A 16,062-nucleotide genomic window follows, 5' to 3' on the forward strand; every position below is an offset into this window, starting at 1 on the left:
CTTGTTTATTGAACCCGACCTAGTGTTTCCGTTATATATGACGAAAGACAGAATGTCGGAGACACGTGGTGCGGCAGGAAATGGTAGAAGAGACGGTTGCGGAAAGCGGCTATCGGCAGATACGAGCAGACATCATATTCGGACGGCTTGCCCCGGGTCAAAAGCTCAAACTGGAGAATCTGAAGGGCGCATATGAGACAAGTGTGAGCACTTTAAGAGAGATCCTCAATCGCCTGACGTCCGAGGGGCTCGTCGTGGCCGAAGGCCAGAGGGGCTTCGAAGTGGCGCCGGTGTCGGTCGCAGACTTGAGGGAAATCGCTGCTCTGAGGCTGCTGCTGGAAGAACACGCGCTTGAGCAGTCGTTCGAACAGGGTGAGGTGGAATGGGAAGCCAATCTCGTATCCGCTCATTACAAACTAGCCCGCATGGAAGAAGCTATGGCTTCGGGCGACACCAGCAAGGCTGAGGATTGGAAGCGCTATGACTGGGAATTCCATCAGGCGCTGATTTCGGCCTGCGGATCCCGCCTTCTTATGGAGACACACTCAGCTATCTTCGACAAATACCTGCGATACCAGATGGTCGCATTGTCCTATCGCGGCGGTGTCGCGGAACAGGAGCATCGCCAACTCATGGAGGCTGCTTTGAAACGCGATAGCAAGACGGCGAAGAAGATATTGCAGCGTCACATTGAGGGCGGTGTCGAACATGCCCTTGGAAAGGGGCTCTTGTAGTCCCTCGGGCTTTGCGAGACCGCATGCCGCTCTTGATTGACGCTCATTGACGCAGAGGATTTTATGCTCAAAGTTGCCCCCGAAACCTCCGAGACCGTAAGCGATGTCGTTTTCCGGCAACTCCGACAGGACATCATTTCCGGTGCGCTTGCACCCGGTGCAAAGATAAAGCTTGAGCAAGCAAAAGATCGCTATTCGATCAGTATTTCGTCATTGCGCGAAATACTAAGTCGCCTGACCACGGAAAACCTCGTTCTTGCCGAAGGTCAGCGCGGTTTTGAGGTCAGTCCGGCATCTCGCAAGGAACTCGAGGAACTCGCAGATATTCGCACCGTGTTGGAATGTCACGCGATCGGACTGTCGTTCGCGGCAGGAAATCTCGAATGGGAAGGGCGCATCGTTGCGGCTCACCACAAGCTGGCTGCCGCAGAAAGGAAGCTTCTCGCAGGTGACGCATCGCGCACAATTGACTGGGTCCGATTCGACTGGGAATTCCACCAGGCGATCGTATCGGCCTGCAACTCATCCACACTGATGGTCACACTGTCGTCAGTGTTCGACCGTTTCTTGCGCTATCATATGCTGGCACAGAGCTTTCGCGGAAATGCCGTCGTCGAAGATCACAAACTCCTGTTCGAACTCGCCTTGAAGCGAGACGTAGAGGGCGCCCGTGCTATCATCAGGCGGCACATCCAGAGTGGCGTGGAACACGTGCTGAATAGCGGGAAGATTGCCTGAGGACGCAAATCAGCCGGCATCCCTTGGAATTCCTTCGGGGCGCATCTGCTTCTTGAGCGCGGCAATGCGAAAAAGGGCGTTTGGTGCGCCATAGCCGCGATAGCCCCGCCGCTCGACGATCTCAAAGAAGAAACCCTCTCCGTAAGTGCTGCTGTAGAGCTGAAAATACTCTCCACGGTCATCGCGGTCATAGAGGATATTTTCAGCCTTCAGTCGGTCTGTCAGCTCAGGCTCCAGACCAAATCGGGCTTCAAGATCGTCGTAGTAATTGGGTGAGATATGAAGCGGCTTGAATCCTTGCTCACGCAATGCCTGAGCGGTAGCCAATATGTCATTGGTTGAGAATGCCAAATGCTGTATTCCAGAACCGAATTTCTCGGCAATAAAGTGGCCTGCGAGCGTGCACCTGTTCTCTGCCCCATTCAACGTGATGCGCAGAGCACCTGAGCTGTTTTCAATGACCTGGCTGCGCACAACACCGCCAGGATCGATGATGTCGACCATCGGCGTTTTGTCCGTCTCGAAGATCGAGGTGTAGAAGAGCAGCCAAGTGAGCATCTCGTCATAGGCGACCGTTTGGGCAATATGATCAACCAGCAACAACCCGGCGTCTTCAGCACTCTCTGCCGGCACGGGTTCAAAATCGATTTCGGAAAAACGGCCGAGCGGGGTCTTTTCGTCGATCAGGTAGATCAGGCCGCCGCCGACGCCGCGAATGGCTGGAAATTCAAGCTCGCCTTCGGCAACGGCTTGGCGGAACGGTTCCGCATCAAGCGAAAGAGCACGGCGATAGGCTTCGGCCGCATCTTCGACAATCAGCGCCAATGCATAAGCGAATGTGCCATGAACCGCATAGGCTGCGTTCGCAAAGCCGAGCGGATCGACATTGACCAGAATGCGGATGCCGCCTTGTTCGAACAGGGTGACCTTTTTGGAACGGTGGACGGCTGTCTTGCGGAAACCAAGGGTCCTCAGAAGGGCAATCAGCCCCACGGCCTCGTCCTCGTCCGTCGCGAACTCGACGAAGCCGATGCCTTTTACGATAGCCCGATCCGGCATAACGGCACCGATCGGCGTCTTGACACTCCGACGGACCTGATCGGCCAGATAGATCAGCGACCGATGGCCATCAGCAGCAATTGCCCTTGTCGAGCCCCCACGAAACTGGTCATTGAATATCTCCAACGAAAAAAATCCATCATATCCCGTCGAGGCGACAGCCTCGGTGAAAGGTGTCACTGGCAGATCGCCCTCCCCCGGCATATTGCGAAAATGGCGGCTCCAATAGAGTAGATCCATGTCAATCAGAGGCGCGTCCGCCAACTGCACTATGAAGATCTTCTCCTTTGGTATCGAGCGGATCGAGTTGATGTCGATCTTGCGCGACAGCGAATGAAAGCTGTCGAGTATGAGCCCAACGTTTGGGTGATTGGCGCGACGCACGATCTCCCAGGCGTCGCGGTGGTCATTGACGTAGCGCCCCCAGGCAAGTGCCTCATAGCCGATCTTTAGGCCACGTTTGGCTGCACGTTCACCAAGTTCTTGGAAATCGGCGGCCGCGCGGTCGATGCCGCCGTGTGCGGCCTGCGAGACGTTAGAGCAAACCAGCACCATATCGGTCCCGAGCTCCTGCATGACGTCGAACTTGCGTTCAGCCCTGTCAAACGTACGCGTGCGCAGCGCATCCGGCATGCCCTCGAAATCACGGAACGGCTGGAAGAGCGTTATTTCGAGCCCGAGGTCCCTGGCCATCCTTCCCACATCGGCCGGACTTCCGTCAAAAGCCAGGAAATCATTCTCGAATATCTCGACGCCATCAAAACCTGCTCGGGCAATTGCTTCGAGTTTCTCCGGAAGTTCGCCACTCAGCGTTACCGTCGCGATCGAGGTCTTCATGTCGTTATCCCCTTTCAAACCGGTGACGAGGGCCAACTCGGCTATCCTCCGCCAAACGGCATTATGCCGAATGTCCTGAGGATTTCAATTCAATTGGTCAAATGCAAAGTCTCATATGATTTTCAAAAACTATGTTGATTTAAGTGAGTTCCTCTGTCAAACATGAGGCATACAGTCGGGAGAGGATGACTGTTGGGTCCACGCGACCGCCCAAACGGAGGAGGAAATCCATGTTCAAATCGATGCTGACGCGCCGAAACGCGATGCTTGGCGCAGCCGCCTTGGTGGCAGCTGTCGGGCTTGCAAGGCCAGCTGCCGCAATCACGCCTGAAGAGATCAAGGCCCGAGGAAAACTGATTGTCGGCATCCAGGGTGACAATCCGCCGTGGGGCTTCGTGACGAGCGGCGGCAAGCAGGATGGCCTCGACGCTGATATCGCGACGCTCTACGCCAAGGAGCTCGGCGTTCCGGTCGAATTCGTGCCCCTCGAAGTCAACAACCGTATTCCGGCGCTGACAACCGGTCGCGTTGACGTACTCTTTGCGACAATGGCCATGCTGCCGGATCGCGCAAAGGCAGTTCAGTTCAGCAAGCCCTACGTGGCCAATGCCATCGTCCTGATCGCACCGAAGTCCATGTCAATTAAAACCAATGAAGACATGGCAAACCTCTCGATCGGGGTCGCCAAGGGTGCAGCTCAAGACACGCAGGTCACAAAGAACGCCCCGCAGAGCGCAACGATCCGCCGCTTCGACGGCGACGCCCCCAGTGTACAAGCGCTGGTTTCCGGCCAGGTTCAGGCACTCGGTGGCAACATTTTCTACATGGACCGCGTCGAGAAGGCTCGGCCTGGCGAGTTCGAAAACAAGCTTGAATTCCAAAAGCTCTACAACGGCGCTTGCACGCGCCTTGGCGAAAAGGAAATCAATGCCTCGATCAATGCCTTCATCGACAAGATCAAGGCCAATGGCGAACTCAAGGCGATTTACGGCAAGTGGATGAAGGTCCCTGTTCCTGAATTCCCGGAGAAGCTCGAGGCCATTCCTTTCACCGCGAATTGAGCCTTCGCTGGACTGGCACTCAGAACCGGCGGGCATTCTGGAATGCCCGCCAGGCACCGTCATGCCATCTGCAAGGCGCACTGCGCATGTCTAGGAGCGCAATCATGAACAACACGATATTTGTGCTCAACGGGCCGAATTTAAATCTTCTGGGCCAGCGGGAGCCGGCAATCTACGGCACCGCCACGCTCGCCGACATTAAGGAGAAATGTCTGGTAAAGGCAAAGAGCCTTGGCTTTGAGATCGAATTTCGCCAGACGAACTTCGAAGGTGAACTGGTGGAGAGCGTTCATCAGGCCCGCCTTGAGGCCTGCGGCATCATCATCAATCCTGCAGGCTATACCTTTACCTCGATCGCCCTTCTCGACGCATTGAAGACGTTCGATCCGCCGAAAATCGAACTGCATATCTCCAATGTTCACGCTCGGGAGAGCATCTATCACAATTCACTGGTTTCTCGCGTTGCCACGGCCATCATGATTGGCTTCGGCGCCCGCGGATATGAACTGGCAATCGAGGCAATGGCCGGGATGGTCGCACCAGCGAGCGCACGATGAATTATACACTGGACTTCACGCCGGTCATTGATGGACTTCCCAGCCTGCTTCTCGGTTGTCTGGGCACGTTTCTCCTCGCCATCTGCGGAATGCTCCTTGCCATTGTGATTGGCATCGGTGGTGTGGCGCTAAGAGACTCTCCGTTCAAACCGGTTCGTTGGCTGGTGATCGGCTTTGTCGAGCTTATTCGAAACACGCCTTTCCTGGTTCAGATCTTCTTCCTTTACTTTGCACTTCCGCTCGCAGGCATCCGTCTCGACCCTACGCCGACCGCAATCATCGCGCTTGGCATCAATGGTGGCGCCTATGCGATCGAGATCATTCGCGGCGGCGTCCAGTCCATTCCGAAGGGGCAAATGGAGGCGGGGCTGGCACTTGGCCTTCACAAGGCGCAGGTTTTTCGGCTCATCATACTGAAGCCAGCCTTGCGCGCGATCTACCCGTCGCTGACCAGCCAGTTCGTGCTTCTTACGCTTTCGACCAGTATCGCCTCGGCAATCTCGGCATATGAGCTCACTTCGGTTTCCCAACGAATAGAGTCCGACAGCTTCAGAAGCTTCGAGGTCTATTTCACTGTCACGATCTTCTACCTCGTGATTTCCTGGCTAATGATGCGCCTCTTCGCTTTCTTCTCGGCGCGTTACTTCACTTACCCGGTCAAGTAGGAGCCATTCGATGGGCAGCGAAGAATTCGTCTTTCTCCTGATCGGGCTGAAATGGACCGTGCTTCTGTCAGCGGTCGGTTTCGTCTGCGGGGGCATCTCCGGCCTTGGTGTGGCGCTGGCACGCACATCTGGAATTTCGCTCCTTGAGCGCATCACGGCTGGTTACATCGCCGTCTTTCAGGGCACACCGCTCCTGATGCAGCTCTTTGTCGTTTACTACGGCCTTGCTCTGATCGGGTTGAAACTAGACGCGTGGGTCGCCGTGGCAATCGGCCTGACACTGCATGCAAGTGCCTATCTGGGCGAGATCTGGCGCGGTTCGATCGACGCCGTTCCACGCGGCCAGACGGAGGCCGCAAAGGCACTCAGCCTCAAATATGTCTCTCGAATGAAGGATGTCATCCTTCCGCAGGCGCTGCGCATCTCGCTACCGGCAACGATCGGCTTCCTGGTGCAGCTGATCAAGGGAACCTCGCTTGCCTCGATCGTCGGCTTCACCGAATTGACCCGAGCCGGCAACATCATCTCCAATCAGATCTTTCAACCACTGACGGTCTTCGGAGTTGTGGGGGCTCTGTACTTCCTGATGTGTTGCCCACTCACCCTTTTCGGCGCCCGCCTTGAGCGGCGATTTGCTGCCTCCGCTCGGTGAAGCCGCGCGTCCACGAAAGAGCGATGGAACCCAGACCATGACCAATTCTTCGGTATCGAGCAAAGACACGATGATCACCATGGACCATGTGGAGAAATGGTACGGTGCCTTCCAAGCACTGCACGACATCAACATGTCGGTCCGCAAGGGTGAGCGTATCGTGCTTTGTGGTCCGTCCGGCAGCGGGAAATCCACGCTCATCCGCTGCATCAACCATTTGGAGACCTATGAGAAAGGCGAGATCCGCGTTGGCGGCATTCTCATGGGGAATCAGGCTAAAGCAATCGACGCCATCCGGCGTGAGGTTGGCATGGTGTTCCAGCAATTCAACCTCTTCCCCCATCTGACCGTACTGCAGAACTGCATGCTCGCGCCAATGCGGGCGCTTGGCGTTGGGAAAGTGGAAGCGGAAGAACGCGCCCGTTCGTTGCTTGGCCGGGTCAAAATCCTCGAGCAGGCCGATAAATATCCGGTGCAGCTCTCAGGTGGTCAGCAGCAGCGCGTCGCGATTGCGCGCGCGTTGTGTATGCGTCCGAAAATCATGCTTTTCGATGAGCCGACCTCAGCGCTCGATCCCGAGATGGTCAAGGAAGTGCTCGATACAATGATTGGGCTCGCCGAAGAAGGCATGACGATGATCTGCGTTACCCATGAGATGGGCTTTGCACGCCAGGTCGCAGACCGGGTGATCTTCATGGCGAGCGGAGCAATCGTCGAAGAGGCCCATCCGGCGGAGTTTTTCACGAACCCGCGTCACGAGCGCACGCGAAAATTCCTGGGCGAGATCCTGCGCAACTGAGGCATCGAGGAGCGCCCAATGATGTCAAATCAGTCTCGAACAAAGCCCCTGAACATCGCCGTCATGGGAGCTGGCCTGATCGGCAAGCGCCATGTTGAAGGTGTACTGGCTGAAGCGGACGCCGCGCTCTGTGCCATCATCGATCCCTCCGAGGCAGGTCGCGACTTCGCTTTGGGTAAGGGCATGTCATGGTTTGCCACCTTCTCCGAGCTTGCGCAAACCCAACGTCCGGATGGCGTGATCGTTGCTACGCCGAACCAGCTTCACGTTGCCAATGCGTTGGAGGTCATTCACGCACGCATCCCAGTCCTTGTCGAAAAGCCGATCGCGGACAACAGCGAAGCAGCCACAGCACTCGTTGATGCGGGATCCAGGCTCGGCATCCCCATTCTGGTCGGCCACCACCGACGCCATAACCCGATGCTGCAAGAGGCCAAGCGTATCCTGGAAAGCGGTCGGCTCGGCAAAATCCTCACGGTTCAGGGTACATTCTGGGTCGCCAAGCCCAAAGACTATTTCGAGGTCGAGTGGCGTCAAAAGTCAGGCGGGGGACCGACCTTCATCAACCTGATCCATGACGTCGATCTCTTCCGATATTTCTTCGGGAATGTGGAGGCCGTCTTTGCGATGGAGTCAAACTCTGCCCGCGGGCACTGTGTCGAAGATAGCGCCGTTATTCTTCTTCGTTTCGCAACTGGTGCTCTTGGAACTTTGAATGCTTCAGATGCCGTTGCATCGCCCTGGAGTTGGGAGATGACATCCGGCGAAAACCCTGCGTTTCCAAGGCAAAACCAGTTTTGCTATCAGATCGGCGGGACCAATGGCTCACTCGCCATACCTCAACTTGATCTTTGGATGAACGCTTCGGACCCCGACTGGTTGGAGCCTCTCGTGGAAAGCCGTGTGCCATACGCTTCAAGCGATCCACTTGCGCTGCAACTCAAACATTTCTGCGATGTCATCAGAGGTAACGCTGAGCCGCTTGTCAGCGGCCAGGAAGGTATTGCAACGCTCCGCGTTATCGAGGCGATCAAGTCATCCGCGCGGTCTGGACAGATGGTCTACCTCGGCAAGCCCGACGCATGGCGAGGGCACGTAAATGATTAGGGGGACCACACAGCTTATTGCTCACCTCGGCTATCCCACGGAGTCGTTCAAGGCTCCCCTGATTTACAATCCCTACTTCGAAAAGAACGGCATCGATGCGGTCGTGGTGCCGATGGGCTGCAAGCCGGAAGATTATCCTTCCTTCTTCAAGCTTGTCTTCCGGCTCTCGAACATCCACGGCGCGCTCATCACCATGCCGCACAAGATTACCACCATGGGACTGTTGGACGAGACATCGAAAAACGCCAAGGTTGCCGGCTCCTGCAACGCAGTCAGGCTAGCCCATGACGGCAGGCTGATTGGCGACATGTTCGATGGCGAAGGATTTGTAAGGGGACTTCTTCGCAAGGGGCAAACAATTGCAGGAGGAGATGTCCTTATCGTTGGAGCGGGTGGCGTCGGCTCGGCGATTGCCGCCTCACTGGCTGGAGCCGGTGTGCGACGGATAGTGCTCTACGACGGCAACCAGGCGACGTTGGATGGACTCCTTTACCGCCTGAAGACATTCTATCCAGAGACCGTGGTCGAAGTCGGCTCCACTGATCCGACCGGCTTTGACATCGTCGTCAACGCAACTCCGCTTGGAATGCGCAAGGGGGACCCGCTACCGGTGGATGTATCGCGCCTTTCGCCCAGCACGTTTGTTGGCGAGGTTGTCATGAAAGACGAAATCACGCCATTTCTCGCTGCAGCGCGCGAGCGAGGCTGCGCGTTTCAGGTTGGCACGGATATGCTGTTCGAACAGATTCCCGCCTACTTGGAGTTTTTCGGGTATCCGACGACGACGGCTGACGACCTTCGGTCGATCGCAAAGATAGGCAAAGGCTGACCGTGCCTTCGCAGAATGTCACCTCAAAGCTGCCTAGGGTCGTTGGTGGCATGAGAGCGCACGGGGGATGAGCAGAAACTTGGCGCGACTGAAACAAACGCGAGCTCCATCTGGGACAATGCATTCGCATATTCGCTCGGGTGTAGGCGCACCGGTTGGACAGCGGCTTATTTGCCGTTCCAATGTCAGCAGAACTGTTTCGCACGGACGCTTTCCGCGCTAAAATCTCCTACGAGAACGCCCAGAACACGCCTTGTTACAGCGAGGTGAGCGATGGCCTTGTGTGGGATAGGTCAATGCGACGCAAATGGTTTGTGGCTGCGGTCATTACGACACTGGCTCTGATTTCAGACGGCGCGCAGGCATCGATACGGATAACCTTTGTGAAACCCGAGACGTTTCGCGACGACGACTTTCGAAATCGCGCGCGACGTGAGAATGCAATGGCGGCATTTACCAAGTATTTTGAACTCCTCGACAGAAGATATTTGACCAGAAACCAGCAGCTTAGCATCGAAATTACGGACATTCGTCTGGCAGGTCAGTACGAGCCGTGGCGCCCCCGCTACGCTGATGTTCGAATTCTGCGCGACATAACACCTCCGCGATTTAGCGTTCGCTACAGGTTTAAGAGCGGAGGAACGGTCGTGACCGGACAAGAAACAATCACAGACATGAACTACCTCTCCCTGCCCGGTGCGCGATACTCAGGCGACCAGTTCGTTTACGAAAAGGAAATGCTACGCGACTGGTTCCGCAAACGGTTCGTCCAGAAGAGACGACCAGCGGGTTAAGTTTCAGCCGGAGCGCTGATCTGTTCGGGCGTAGAGGTCTGAATGGGCAGGCAGCACACGGCCGGTGCAGTCACCAAAACCAATCATGTAGCCCTTTCCCTTTGCTGAACCGCGCAGGGTTATAGTGTCGTTGTCCTCTATGAAACTGCGGCTACCATCCGCGATCGAGATAGGCTCCTTGCCTCCCCAGCTCAGCTCAAGAAGCGAACCACGGCTGTCCTTGGTTGCTCCGGAAATCGTGCCGGAGCCTAGCAAATCGCCGGTGTTCATGGCGCAGCCTGACGTAGTGTGATGGGCGAGCTGCTGGGCCGCCGAATAATACATTTCCGCGTAGTTGGTGCGGGCAATGATTGTCTCCTTACCGCCATCTGGCGTGAGGCCGACCTCGAGCGTGATGTCATAGAGCAAGGGGCGCGGCTCCTGAAGATAAGGCAGAAGGGCAAGCTCACGCTGCGGGGTCGACACACGGAAAGGCTCGAGCGCCGCCTTCGTGACAATCCATGGACTGATTGTGGTTGCCGTGGCCTTCGCCTGAAAAGGACCCAGCGGCTGGTACTCCCAGGCCTGAATGTCCCGCGCAGACCAGTCGTTCAGGAGAACATAGCCGAAAATCATCTCGTCGGCTTCCGCAACCGTGACCGGCTGCCCATGTACAGAAGGCATGCCGACGATCGCGCCAATTTCGAGTTCCAGGTCAAATCGGGCTGACGGAGCAAAACGAGGAACGGCATCGTTCGGTCCCTTGAGCTGCCCCCAGGGCCTACGGACAGGCGTGCCGGAAACAACGACTGATGAGGCACGGCCGTTGTAGCCAATCGGGATATGTAACCAATTGGGCGGAAGCGCGTTCTCCGGACCACGAAGCATTGTCCCGACGTTGGTTGCATGGTTCCGACCGGCGTAAAAGTCGGTGTATTCGGCCACACGGAAGGGAAGGTGCGGCCGGGTCATGGCAAGAGGAACGAGATGGGCCGCCGCACTCGCCTGATCAGTCGAACCTTCACCAAGGATTGAAATCAGCCGCGCCCGAAGGCTTTCCCATGCCCTCGGCCCTTCCGCCATCACTTTGTTCCAGGAAGGTTCGTCGAAAAGCGGCTCCTTGTCTGCTGACAGGAGACCACCTGCTTCGGCCGCAGTAACATCGAAGATCCTGTCGCCGATAGCGACCCCGCAGCGAGGCTTCTCGTTGCCCGAGGAAAACACTCCATAGGGCAGATTGTTCAACGGAAAGGAGCAATTGGCTTCGTTGGCGGTGTCCACCCAGGAGCGCAAAAGTGGCATGTTTTGCCTTTCGGTGTCAGCGATTGACGTAGAGGCCAGACTTCGCCCAGCCACTATCACTTGGTGCCGGGCGTGCCGTCGAACTTCTTGTCGAGGCTCGTCCAGCAGTCGATATAGTCGTCCTGCAGAGGCGCGCTCTTGGCAGCCCATTCGGTGACATGCTGGGGGAAGCGGGTTTCGAACATGAAACTCATCGTCTCAGTCAGCCTTTCGGGCTTCAGATCGGAGTTCGACGCACCTTCGAAGGCATTGCGATCGGGTCCATGAGGCAACATGCAGTTGTGCAACGACATGCCGCCTGGCACAAAACCCTTCGGCTTGGCATCGTAGATGCCATAGATGTTGCCCATCAGCTCTGACATGACATTCTTATGGTACCAAGGTGGGCGGAAGGAATGCTCTGCCACCGACCACCTGTCACGAAACAACACGAAATCGATGTTGGCCGTGCCCTCCTGTCCAGACGGCGCAGTCAACACAGTGAAAATTGAGGGATCCGGGTGATCAAAGAGGATCGCCCCGACTGGACTATAAGTCCGCAAGTCATACTTACATGGTGCATAATTGCCGTGCCATGCCACCACATCGAGCGGGCTATGGCCGATTTCGGTGCGATGGAACTGGCCGCACCATTTCAACGTGACTGCGGAGGGAACTTCCCGATCTTCGAAGGCGGCAACCGGCGTCTTGAAGTCGCGCGGATTGGCCAGGCAGTTGGCCCCGATCGGTCCGCGGTTCGGCAAATCGAACTTCTGGCCGTAGTTTTCGCACACGAAACCTCGACATGGACCTTCAAGCACTTCCACGCGGTAGACAAGGCCGCGTGGAATGAGCGCGACTTCCTTCGGCTCGACGTCGATGACACCCAATTCGGTGGAGAACCGTAAGCGGCCTTCCTGGGGCACGACGAGCAATTCACCGTCGGCGGAGTAAAAATACTCGTCCTCCATGGATTTGGTGACAAGGTAGATATGGCTTGCCATGCCCGTCTGGATGTTAACGTCGCCGGCCGTCGTGACAGTGCGCATGCCTGTGATCCAGGTAAGTTCCTGTTGGCCATGGGGAACGGGATCCCAACGATACTGGCCGAGACTGATGACATCCGAGAGTATATGGGGGGCCGACTTCCAGAGCGGAACGTCGATCTTTTGGAAACGGGCGGTGTGTTTGACCGAGGGGCGAATACGGTAGCACCAGGTGCGCTCATTGTGTCCGCGCGGAGCGGTGAACGCCGTGCCCGAGAGCTGCTCCGCATAGAGCCCATAATTGCATTTCTGTGGGGAATTCTGCCCTTGCGGCAAAGCACCAGGCAGGGATTCCGTTTCGAAATCGTTGCCGAAACCCGGCATGTAGCCGGCATGGAGACCCATCGGGGTCTTCGCGCAGGTCAGTTCCTGCGACATGCTTAAGCCAGTCATCGGGTCCTCCCATACTGCCTCTTGCGACATCGTGATATATTTGTTGCATTTGCAACGATGTCAAGCTTGAATGGTTTCGAACCCGCACAGGTGCAAGACGGAGCCGTCGTTCGACTATGGGATCAAATCCAATGGCCTCTTTTATGCTAAGTGACTTTTTGCCCTACCGGCTTGCTGTTGTGGCCTCGCGAATGAGCGGCGCTTACGAACGCCGGCATAGTTCCGACAGCGGACTTTCCGTGCCGGAATGGCGTGTGCTGGCGCATCTTTCCCAGAGCAGTGAAGTTTCCGTCCGCGAAATCCAGACGCGTGTTGACATGGAAAAATCGAAGGTTAGTCGCGCTGCCTCTCGTCTCGAGGCTCAGGGACTGGTCGCCAAGGTGGTCAACCCCAACGACCGAAGGCTTGTCTCACTCTCGCTGACTTCGGAAGGGAAAGCACTAATGGTGCGTCTCACGCCGATCGCCCTTCAGTTCCAGGCCGATGTCAGGGCCCTTCTCGGCGCAGATGCCGAACAGTTCGAAGTGAGCCTCAACAAGCTCATGAAGGCAAAGCTCTAACCCACGGACTTTACGTCAATGTCACCACTGAGAGCCAGCGACCATGACAGCCCACGACTAGAGCGACCGGTATGGAATATCGGACGGGCGCGCCGTCTCAACTGTCAAATTCCTGCTGGCGATGGAGGCTGCCTGGAGGATCCGCTCCTTCTGAAGGCTCGGTCCGACGACCAGTGTATCGACGCCGATGCTCGTTCGACCTTGGCCGTCCTCTCCCAGTTCGAGATCAACCTCGAAATACGGCACAAGCATCGTCGACGTCCCACGGACTTTCACGGATGGATGATCAACCGGCACGAATTTCGAAATGATCCGCCATTCGCATTCCTCGCGAAACGACGGATCCTTGAAGGCGCAGGCGAGTTGCTGGTAGCGGGTAACGATCTGGTTTGCGAACTCCTCGACGGTTCCGTCATCCATTGATGCGACCGGATCCAAGGTTGCCAAGGACTGGTCGAGAAATTCCCTCGCGAGAGCAGCCTTTTGGCTTTGCTCATAAATGCACTTGATAAGGCGAAATCCTGACCTCTGAGCAATCTTCTGCAGGTCGCTGACGACAAATCCCAGGCAGACTCCACCACCAGCCCCATATCCCCTCCACTGACTGAGAAGATCATCATCCTCCGCAAACGATGCCGTGTAGACATAGCCTTGCTTGAAGAAATCAACGAGGGATGCCACGCGCAGCAAGATCGCTTGATGGCCTGAAGGCGCAGTCTCTACCCGGGCTTCCGCTTCCGTCCTCAGGTACGCAAGCCCATACGCGAATTCCTCGGAGTCATTCAGGTAGTGGATGTTCGTCGCCCATATCACTTTCGAGCTGATAATACCCAGAAACCCTTGCAGTGTTGTGTAGTGGAAAAGCCGTGGGTGTTGGTTTGAGCTACCCCCACCGCATGATGTAGGCACAAGCGCGAGGTGACTATCGATGAGGTTAGGCATTGCGGAATTCCTTCAAGAGCGTAAGGCAAAGCTCATCTCGATTCCGATGGAAAGCGAACGGCTTACAAGGTGTTCTTGAAGATCCTTCCGTCCTTGATGATCACGCTCAATTTCTGCTCCGGATCCTCGATTATCTTGAAATCATCGAGCGGATTTCCGTCCCAGACCAGAATATCGGCAAGGGCCCCTTGCTCGATGACGCCCAGTTTTCCAGGGTATGGCGTGCGCAGATTGGAGAAGGCAAGTAGCTCTGCATTGCCTGACGTTGCCATGCGCAATGCCTCCGCGCTGGAGTACCAGTTGGAAAGGTGGGTCAGCATGGTGTTTTGCCGGGGTGTCAATTCGGGAGAGAACAAGACGTCAGAACCCCATGCCGTTTTGATGCCGTACTTCTTCACAAACTCATAGACTTTCGGCGTCCCGGCAAAGAGCTGTTTTACCCGCTCGGCGCCCGGACCCGATTGCGAAGCTGCATCCTCCACGCTCAGAAAGGGTTGCGTGCTCAGCCAGACGTTCTTTTCAGCAAACATCCGCGCCGTGTCTTCGTCCATCAGATGCGCGTGCTCGATACAGGCAGCTCCGCCGGCAATGGCCCGTTGAACGGTCCTCGGCGCGTAAGCATGGACCGTCACATAGGTATTCCAATCGCGCGCCACCTCAACTGCCGCACGAATTTCGTCCTCGCTGAATGTCGTCATGTCCAGAGGGCTCCTAGGCGAGGAGACGCCTCCCCCTCCCACGAGCTTGATCTGTGAAGCCCCCTGTAAAAGCTGTTCGCGCACGCGGCGTTTCAGTTCGCCGGTGTCGTCGGCTATGGCGGCGCTTCCCATCATCTCACTAAGACTGAGCTGCCCCTCCCTTGCGGGAATTTCAAACGGCATGCGCAAATCGGCGTGGCCGCCTGATGTCGTTATCATTGCCCCGGAGGGAAATATGCGCGGACCGGTGATAATCCCGCGGTCGATTGCCTGTTTGAAGGTAAACACAGGCCCGCCCAAATCCCGTACAGTTGTGAAACCCCGCATCAGGGTTCGCTCTGCCTCGGCTGTCGACGTTGCAAAAATGATACCGGGATCGCCGGCCATCAAGGTATTGAGGGGAACCGCGGCATAAATCGTGTGCCAGTGTGCATCAATCATGCCCGGCATCAGCACCCGATCAGCGCATTCCACGACGGTAGCGTCTGACGGTGGAGCATTGTTGGCTTTGTCTATTGCGGAGATCGTGTTCCCTTCAACCAGAACCTGAACACCCGACTGCAGCGTCTCGGACCGGCCGTCAAATAGCCGGACTTGCCTGAGCAGGATTTTGGTCGGTGGTGTCTGTGCACCAACAGGGGAGGCAATCCCCCCCGTGATCGCGGCCGATCCCAGGCCGGCGAGAAATGTCCGTCTTGAGTACTCGCTGAGATGACGAGACCGCTCTTGCAGAACGGGATGCGAGCAACCGCAACCGGCGTCGTGAATGAAGTGACGATACTTCTTACCCAATCGGAACATGGGATCCCCACGGAAGCTTGAGTTTGACAGGAACCTAGCACCGTGTGTGCCGAGAATCTACCACTGACGCGTGTTTGCCGACCCATGATTTAGGGTGCGGTTAGCAGAGGATTGGCATTCGCCGTAAAAGCCGAATGACTCCACGGGCAAAATCCAGTTGCCGGGCAAGCCAGTTCGCTTGCGTGCCTTGAAAGTGTCACTTGCGCGAAGCGCCGAGCCGGGCGAGAACCTCTGTCGGAATCTGGTAGCGTCGGATGACATCGCCATTGTTTCGCAGTCCGCAGATTTCGCGCTGGATAAACAGCGCCCACACGGCGTCCGACGCATCATCGAGCAGTGCCTGACGGTCGTTTCCGCCGTTGTCTGCCGACCAGGCGGCAAGCTTGGCCAACGCTGTCTCCATCTTGCGGCCCTGCCGCCCCAACGCCTCTGCCCGCTCTGAGGCAAGCTCGTATTCCAATGGATTGAGCGCCGCACCCGACTGGCCGGAGATTGTTCGTGGCGGTCTAAGGCTCAAGACACCTGCCTCC

17 protein-coding genes are annotated in these 16,062 nt (G+C 56.6%); 11 read left to right on the forward strand and 6 right to left on the reverse strand.

Features of this window, described 5'->3' with window-relative positions:
• Positions 1–80 precede the first annotated feature (80 nt).
• Together JNB88_RS25615 and JNB88_RS25620 are read left to right on the forward strand one after the other, a co-directional pair.
• Positions 81–734: a GntR family transcriptional regulator gene (locus JNB88_RS25615; RefSeq protein WP_222858136.1), complete on the forward strand. Its 654-nt coding sequence runs from the start codon at positions 81–83 to the stop codon at positions 732–734.
• A 63-nt stretch (positions 735–797) separates the two neighbouring features.
• Positions 798–1,472: a GntR family transcriptional regulator gene (locus JNB88_RS25620; RefSeq protein ID WP_037130028.1), complete on the forward strand. Its 675-nt coding sequence runs from the start codon at positions 798–800 to the stop codon at positions 1,470–1,472.
• A gap of 9 nt (positions 1,473–1,481) precedes the next feature.
• Here the strand turns inward: JNB88_RS25620 and JNB88_RS25625 are convergent, their stop codons facing one another.
• A complete protein-coding gene (locus JNB88_RS25625) occupies positions 1,482–3,368 on the reverse strand; it encodes a bifunctional sugar phosphate isomerase/epimerase/4-hydroxyphenylpyruvate dioxygenase family protein (RefSeq protein ID WP_220357902.1) in 1,887 nt (628 codons plus the stop codon).
• A gap of 230 nt (positions 3,369–3,598) precedes the next feature.
• Here JNB88_RS25625 and JNB88_RS25630 point away from each other — a divergent pair, with 230 nt between their 5' ends.
• The 8 genes from JNB88_RS25630 to JNB88_RS25665 all read left to right on the forward strand — a co-directional run bounded on the left by JNB88_RS25630 (position 3,599) and on the right by JNB88_RS25665 (position 9,832).
• A complete protein-coding gene (locus JNB88_RS25630; protein WP_220357903.1) occupies positions 3,599–4,429 on the forward strand; it encodes a transporter substrate-binding domain-containing protein in 831 nt (276 codons plus the stop codon).
• Positions 4,430–4,533: 104 nt separating this feature from the next.
• A complete protein-coding gene (locus tag JNB88_RS25635) occupies positions 4,534–4,986 on the forward strand; it encodes a type II 3-dehydroquinate dehydratase (RefSeq protein ID WP_037130019.1) in 453 nt (150 codons plus the stop codon).
• On the forward strand, positions 4,983–5,651 hold the full coding sequence (locus tag JNB88_RS25640; protein ID WP_220357904.1) for an amino acid ABC transporter permease: 669 nt from the start codon (positions 4,983–4,985) through the stop codon (positions 5,649–5,651). The genes JNB88_RS25635 and JNB88_RS25640 overlap by 4 nt, the downstream gene beginning before the upstream one ends.
• 10 nt (positions 5,652–5,661) lie before the next feature.
• On the forward strand, positions 5,662–6,303 hold the full coding sequence (locus JNB88_RS25645; RefSeq protein ID WP_037130014.1) for an amino acid ABC transporter permease: 642 nt from the start codon (positions 5,662–5,664) through the stop codon (positions 6,301–6,303).
• A 37-nt stretch (positions 6,304–6,340) separates the two neighbouring features.
• Complete coding sequence (locus JNB88_RS25650) at positions 6,341–7,102, forward strand: amino acid ABC transporter ATP-binding protein (RefSeq protein WP_037130011.1); 762 nt, start codon at positions 6,341–6,343, stop codon at positions 7,100–7,102.
• 21 nt (positions 7,103–7,123) lie between these two features.
• Positions 7,124–8,209, forward strand: coding sequence for a Gfo/Idh/MocA family protein (locus JNB88_RS25655; protein ID WP_220357947.1), 1,086 nt, complete (start codon positions 7,124–7,126; stop codon positions 8,207–8,209).
• Entirely contained in the window at positions 8,202–9,038 is an 837-nt protein-coding gene (locus JNB88_RS25660) for a shikimate dehydrogenase family protein (protein ID WP_220357905.1), read from the forward strand. The genes JNB88_RS25655 and JNB88_RS25660 overlap by 8 nt, the downstream gene beginning before the upstream one ends.
• Before the next feature lie 155 nt (positions 9,039–9,193).
• Positions 9,194–9,832 carry a DUF3016 domain-containing protein gene (locus tag JNB88_RS25665; RefSeq protein ID WP_220357906.1) on the forward strand — a complete coding sequence of 213 codons (639 nt, stop codon included), beginning with the start codon at positions 9,194–9,196 and terminating at the stop codon, positions 9,830–9,832.
• 3 nt (positions 9,833–9,835) lie between these two features.
• Here the strand turns inward: JNB88_RS25665 and fahA are convergent, their stop codons facing one another.
• On the reverse strand, positions 9,836–11,113 hold the full coding sequence (gene fahA, locus JNB88_RS25670) for a fumarylacetoacetase (protein ID WP_220357907.1): 1,278 nt from the start codon (positions 11,111–11,113) through the stop codon (positions 9,836–9,838).
• A 56-nt stretch (positions 11,114–11,169) separates the two neighbouring features.
• The gene (gene hmgA, locus JNB88_RS25675) at positions 11,170–12,516 is read right to left on the reverse strand and encodes a homogentisate 1,2-dioxygenase (protein WP_220357948.1); all 1,347 of its coding nucleotides are present in this window, start codon (positions 12,514–12,516) and stop codon (positions 11,170–11,172) included.
• A gap of 146 nt (positions 12,517–12,662) precedes the next feature.
• Here hmgA and JNB88_RS25680 point away from each other — a divergent pair, with 146 nt between their 5' ends.
• A complete protein-coding gene (locus JNB88_RS25680; RefSeq protein WP_220357908.1) occupies positions 12,663–13,091 on the forward strand; it encodes a MarR family winged helix-turn-helix transcriptional regulator in 429 nt (142 codons plus the stop codon).
• Between the two features lie 57 nt (positions 13,092–13,148).
• Here JNB88_RS25680 and JNB88_RS25685 read toward each other — a convergent pair whose 3' ends face one another.
• The 3 genes from JNB88_RS25685 to JNB88_RS25695 form a co-directional block, all read right to left on the reverse strand.
• The gene (locus JNB88_RS25685) at positions 13,149–14,033 is read right to left on the reverse strand and encodes a DUF2971 domain-containing protein (protein WP_220357909.1); all 885 of its coding nucleotides are present in this window, start codon (positions 14,031–14,033) and stop codon (positions 13,149–13,151) included.
• A 62-nt stretch (positions 14,034–14,095) separates the two neighbouring features.
• Positions 14,096–15,532: a metal-dependent hydrolase family protein gene (locus JNB88_RS25690; RefSeq protein ID WP_220357910.1), complete on the reverse strand. Its 1,437-nt coding sequence runs from the start codon at positions 15,530–15,532 to the stop codon at positions 14,096–14,098.
• A gap of 196 nt (positions 15,533–15,728) precedes the next feature.
• Positions 15,729–16,049: a DUF6665 family protein gene (locus tag JNB88_RS25695; RefSeq protein WP_037129995.1), complete on the reverse strand. Its 321-nt coding sequence runs from the start codon at positions 16,047–16,049 to the stop codon at positions 15,729–15,731.
• Positions 16,050–16,062 lie beyond the last annotated feature (13 nt).

It is taken from the genome of Rhizobium cauense, assembly GCF_019511525.1.
GTDB lineage: Bacteria > Pseudomonadota > Alphaproteobacteria > Rhizobiales > Rhizobiaceae > Rhizobium > Rhizobium cauense.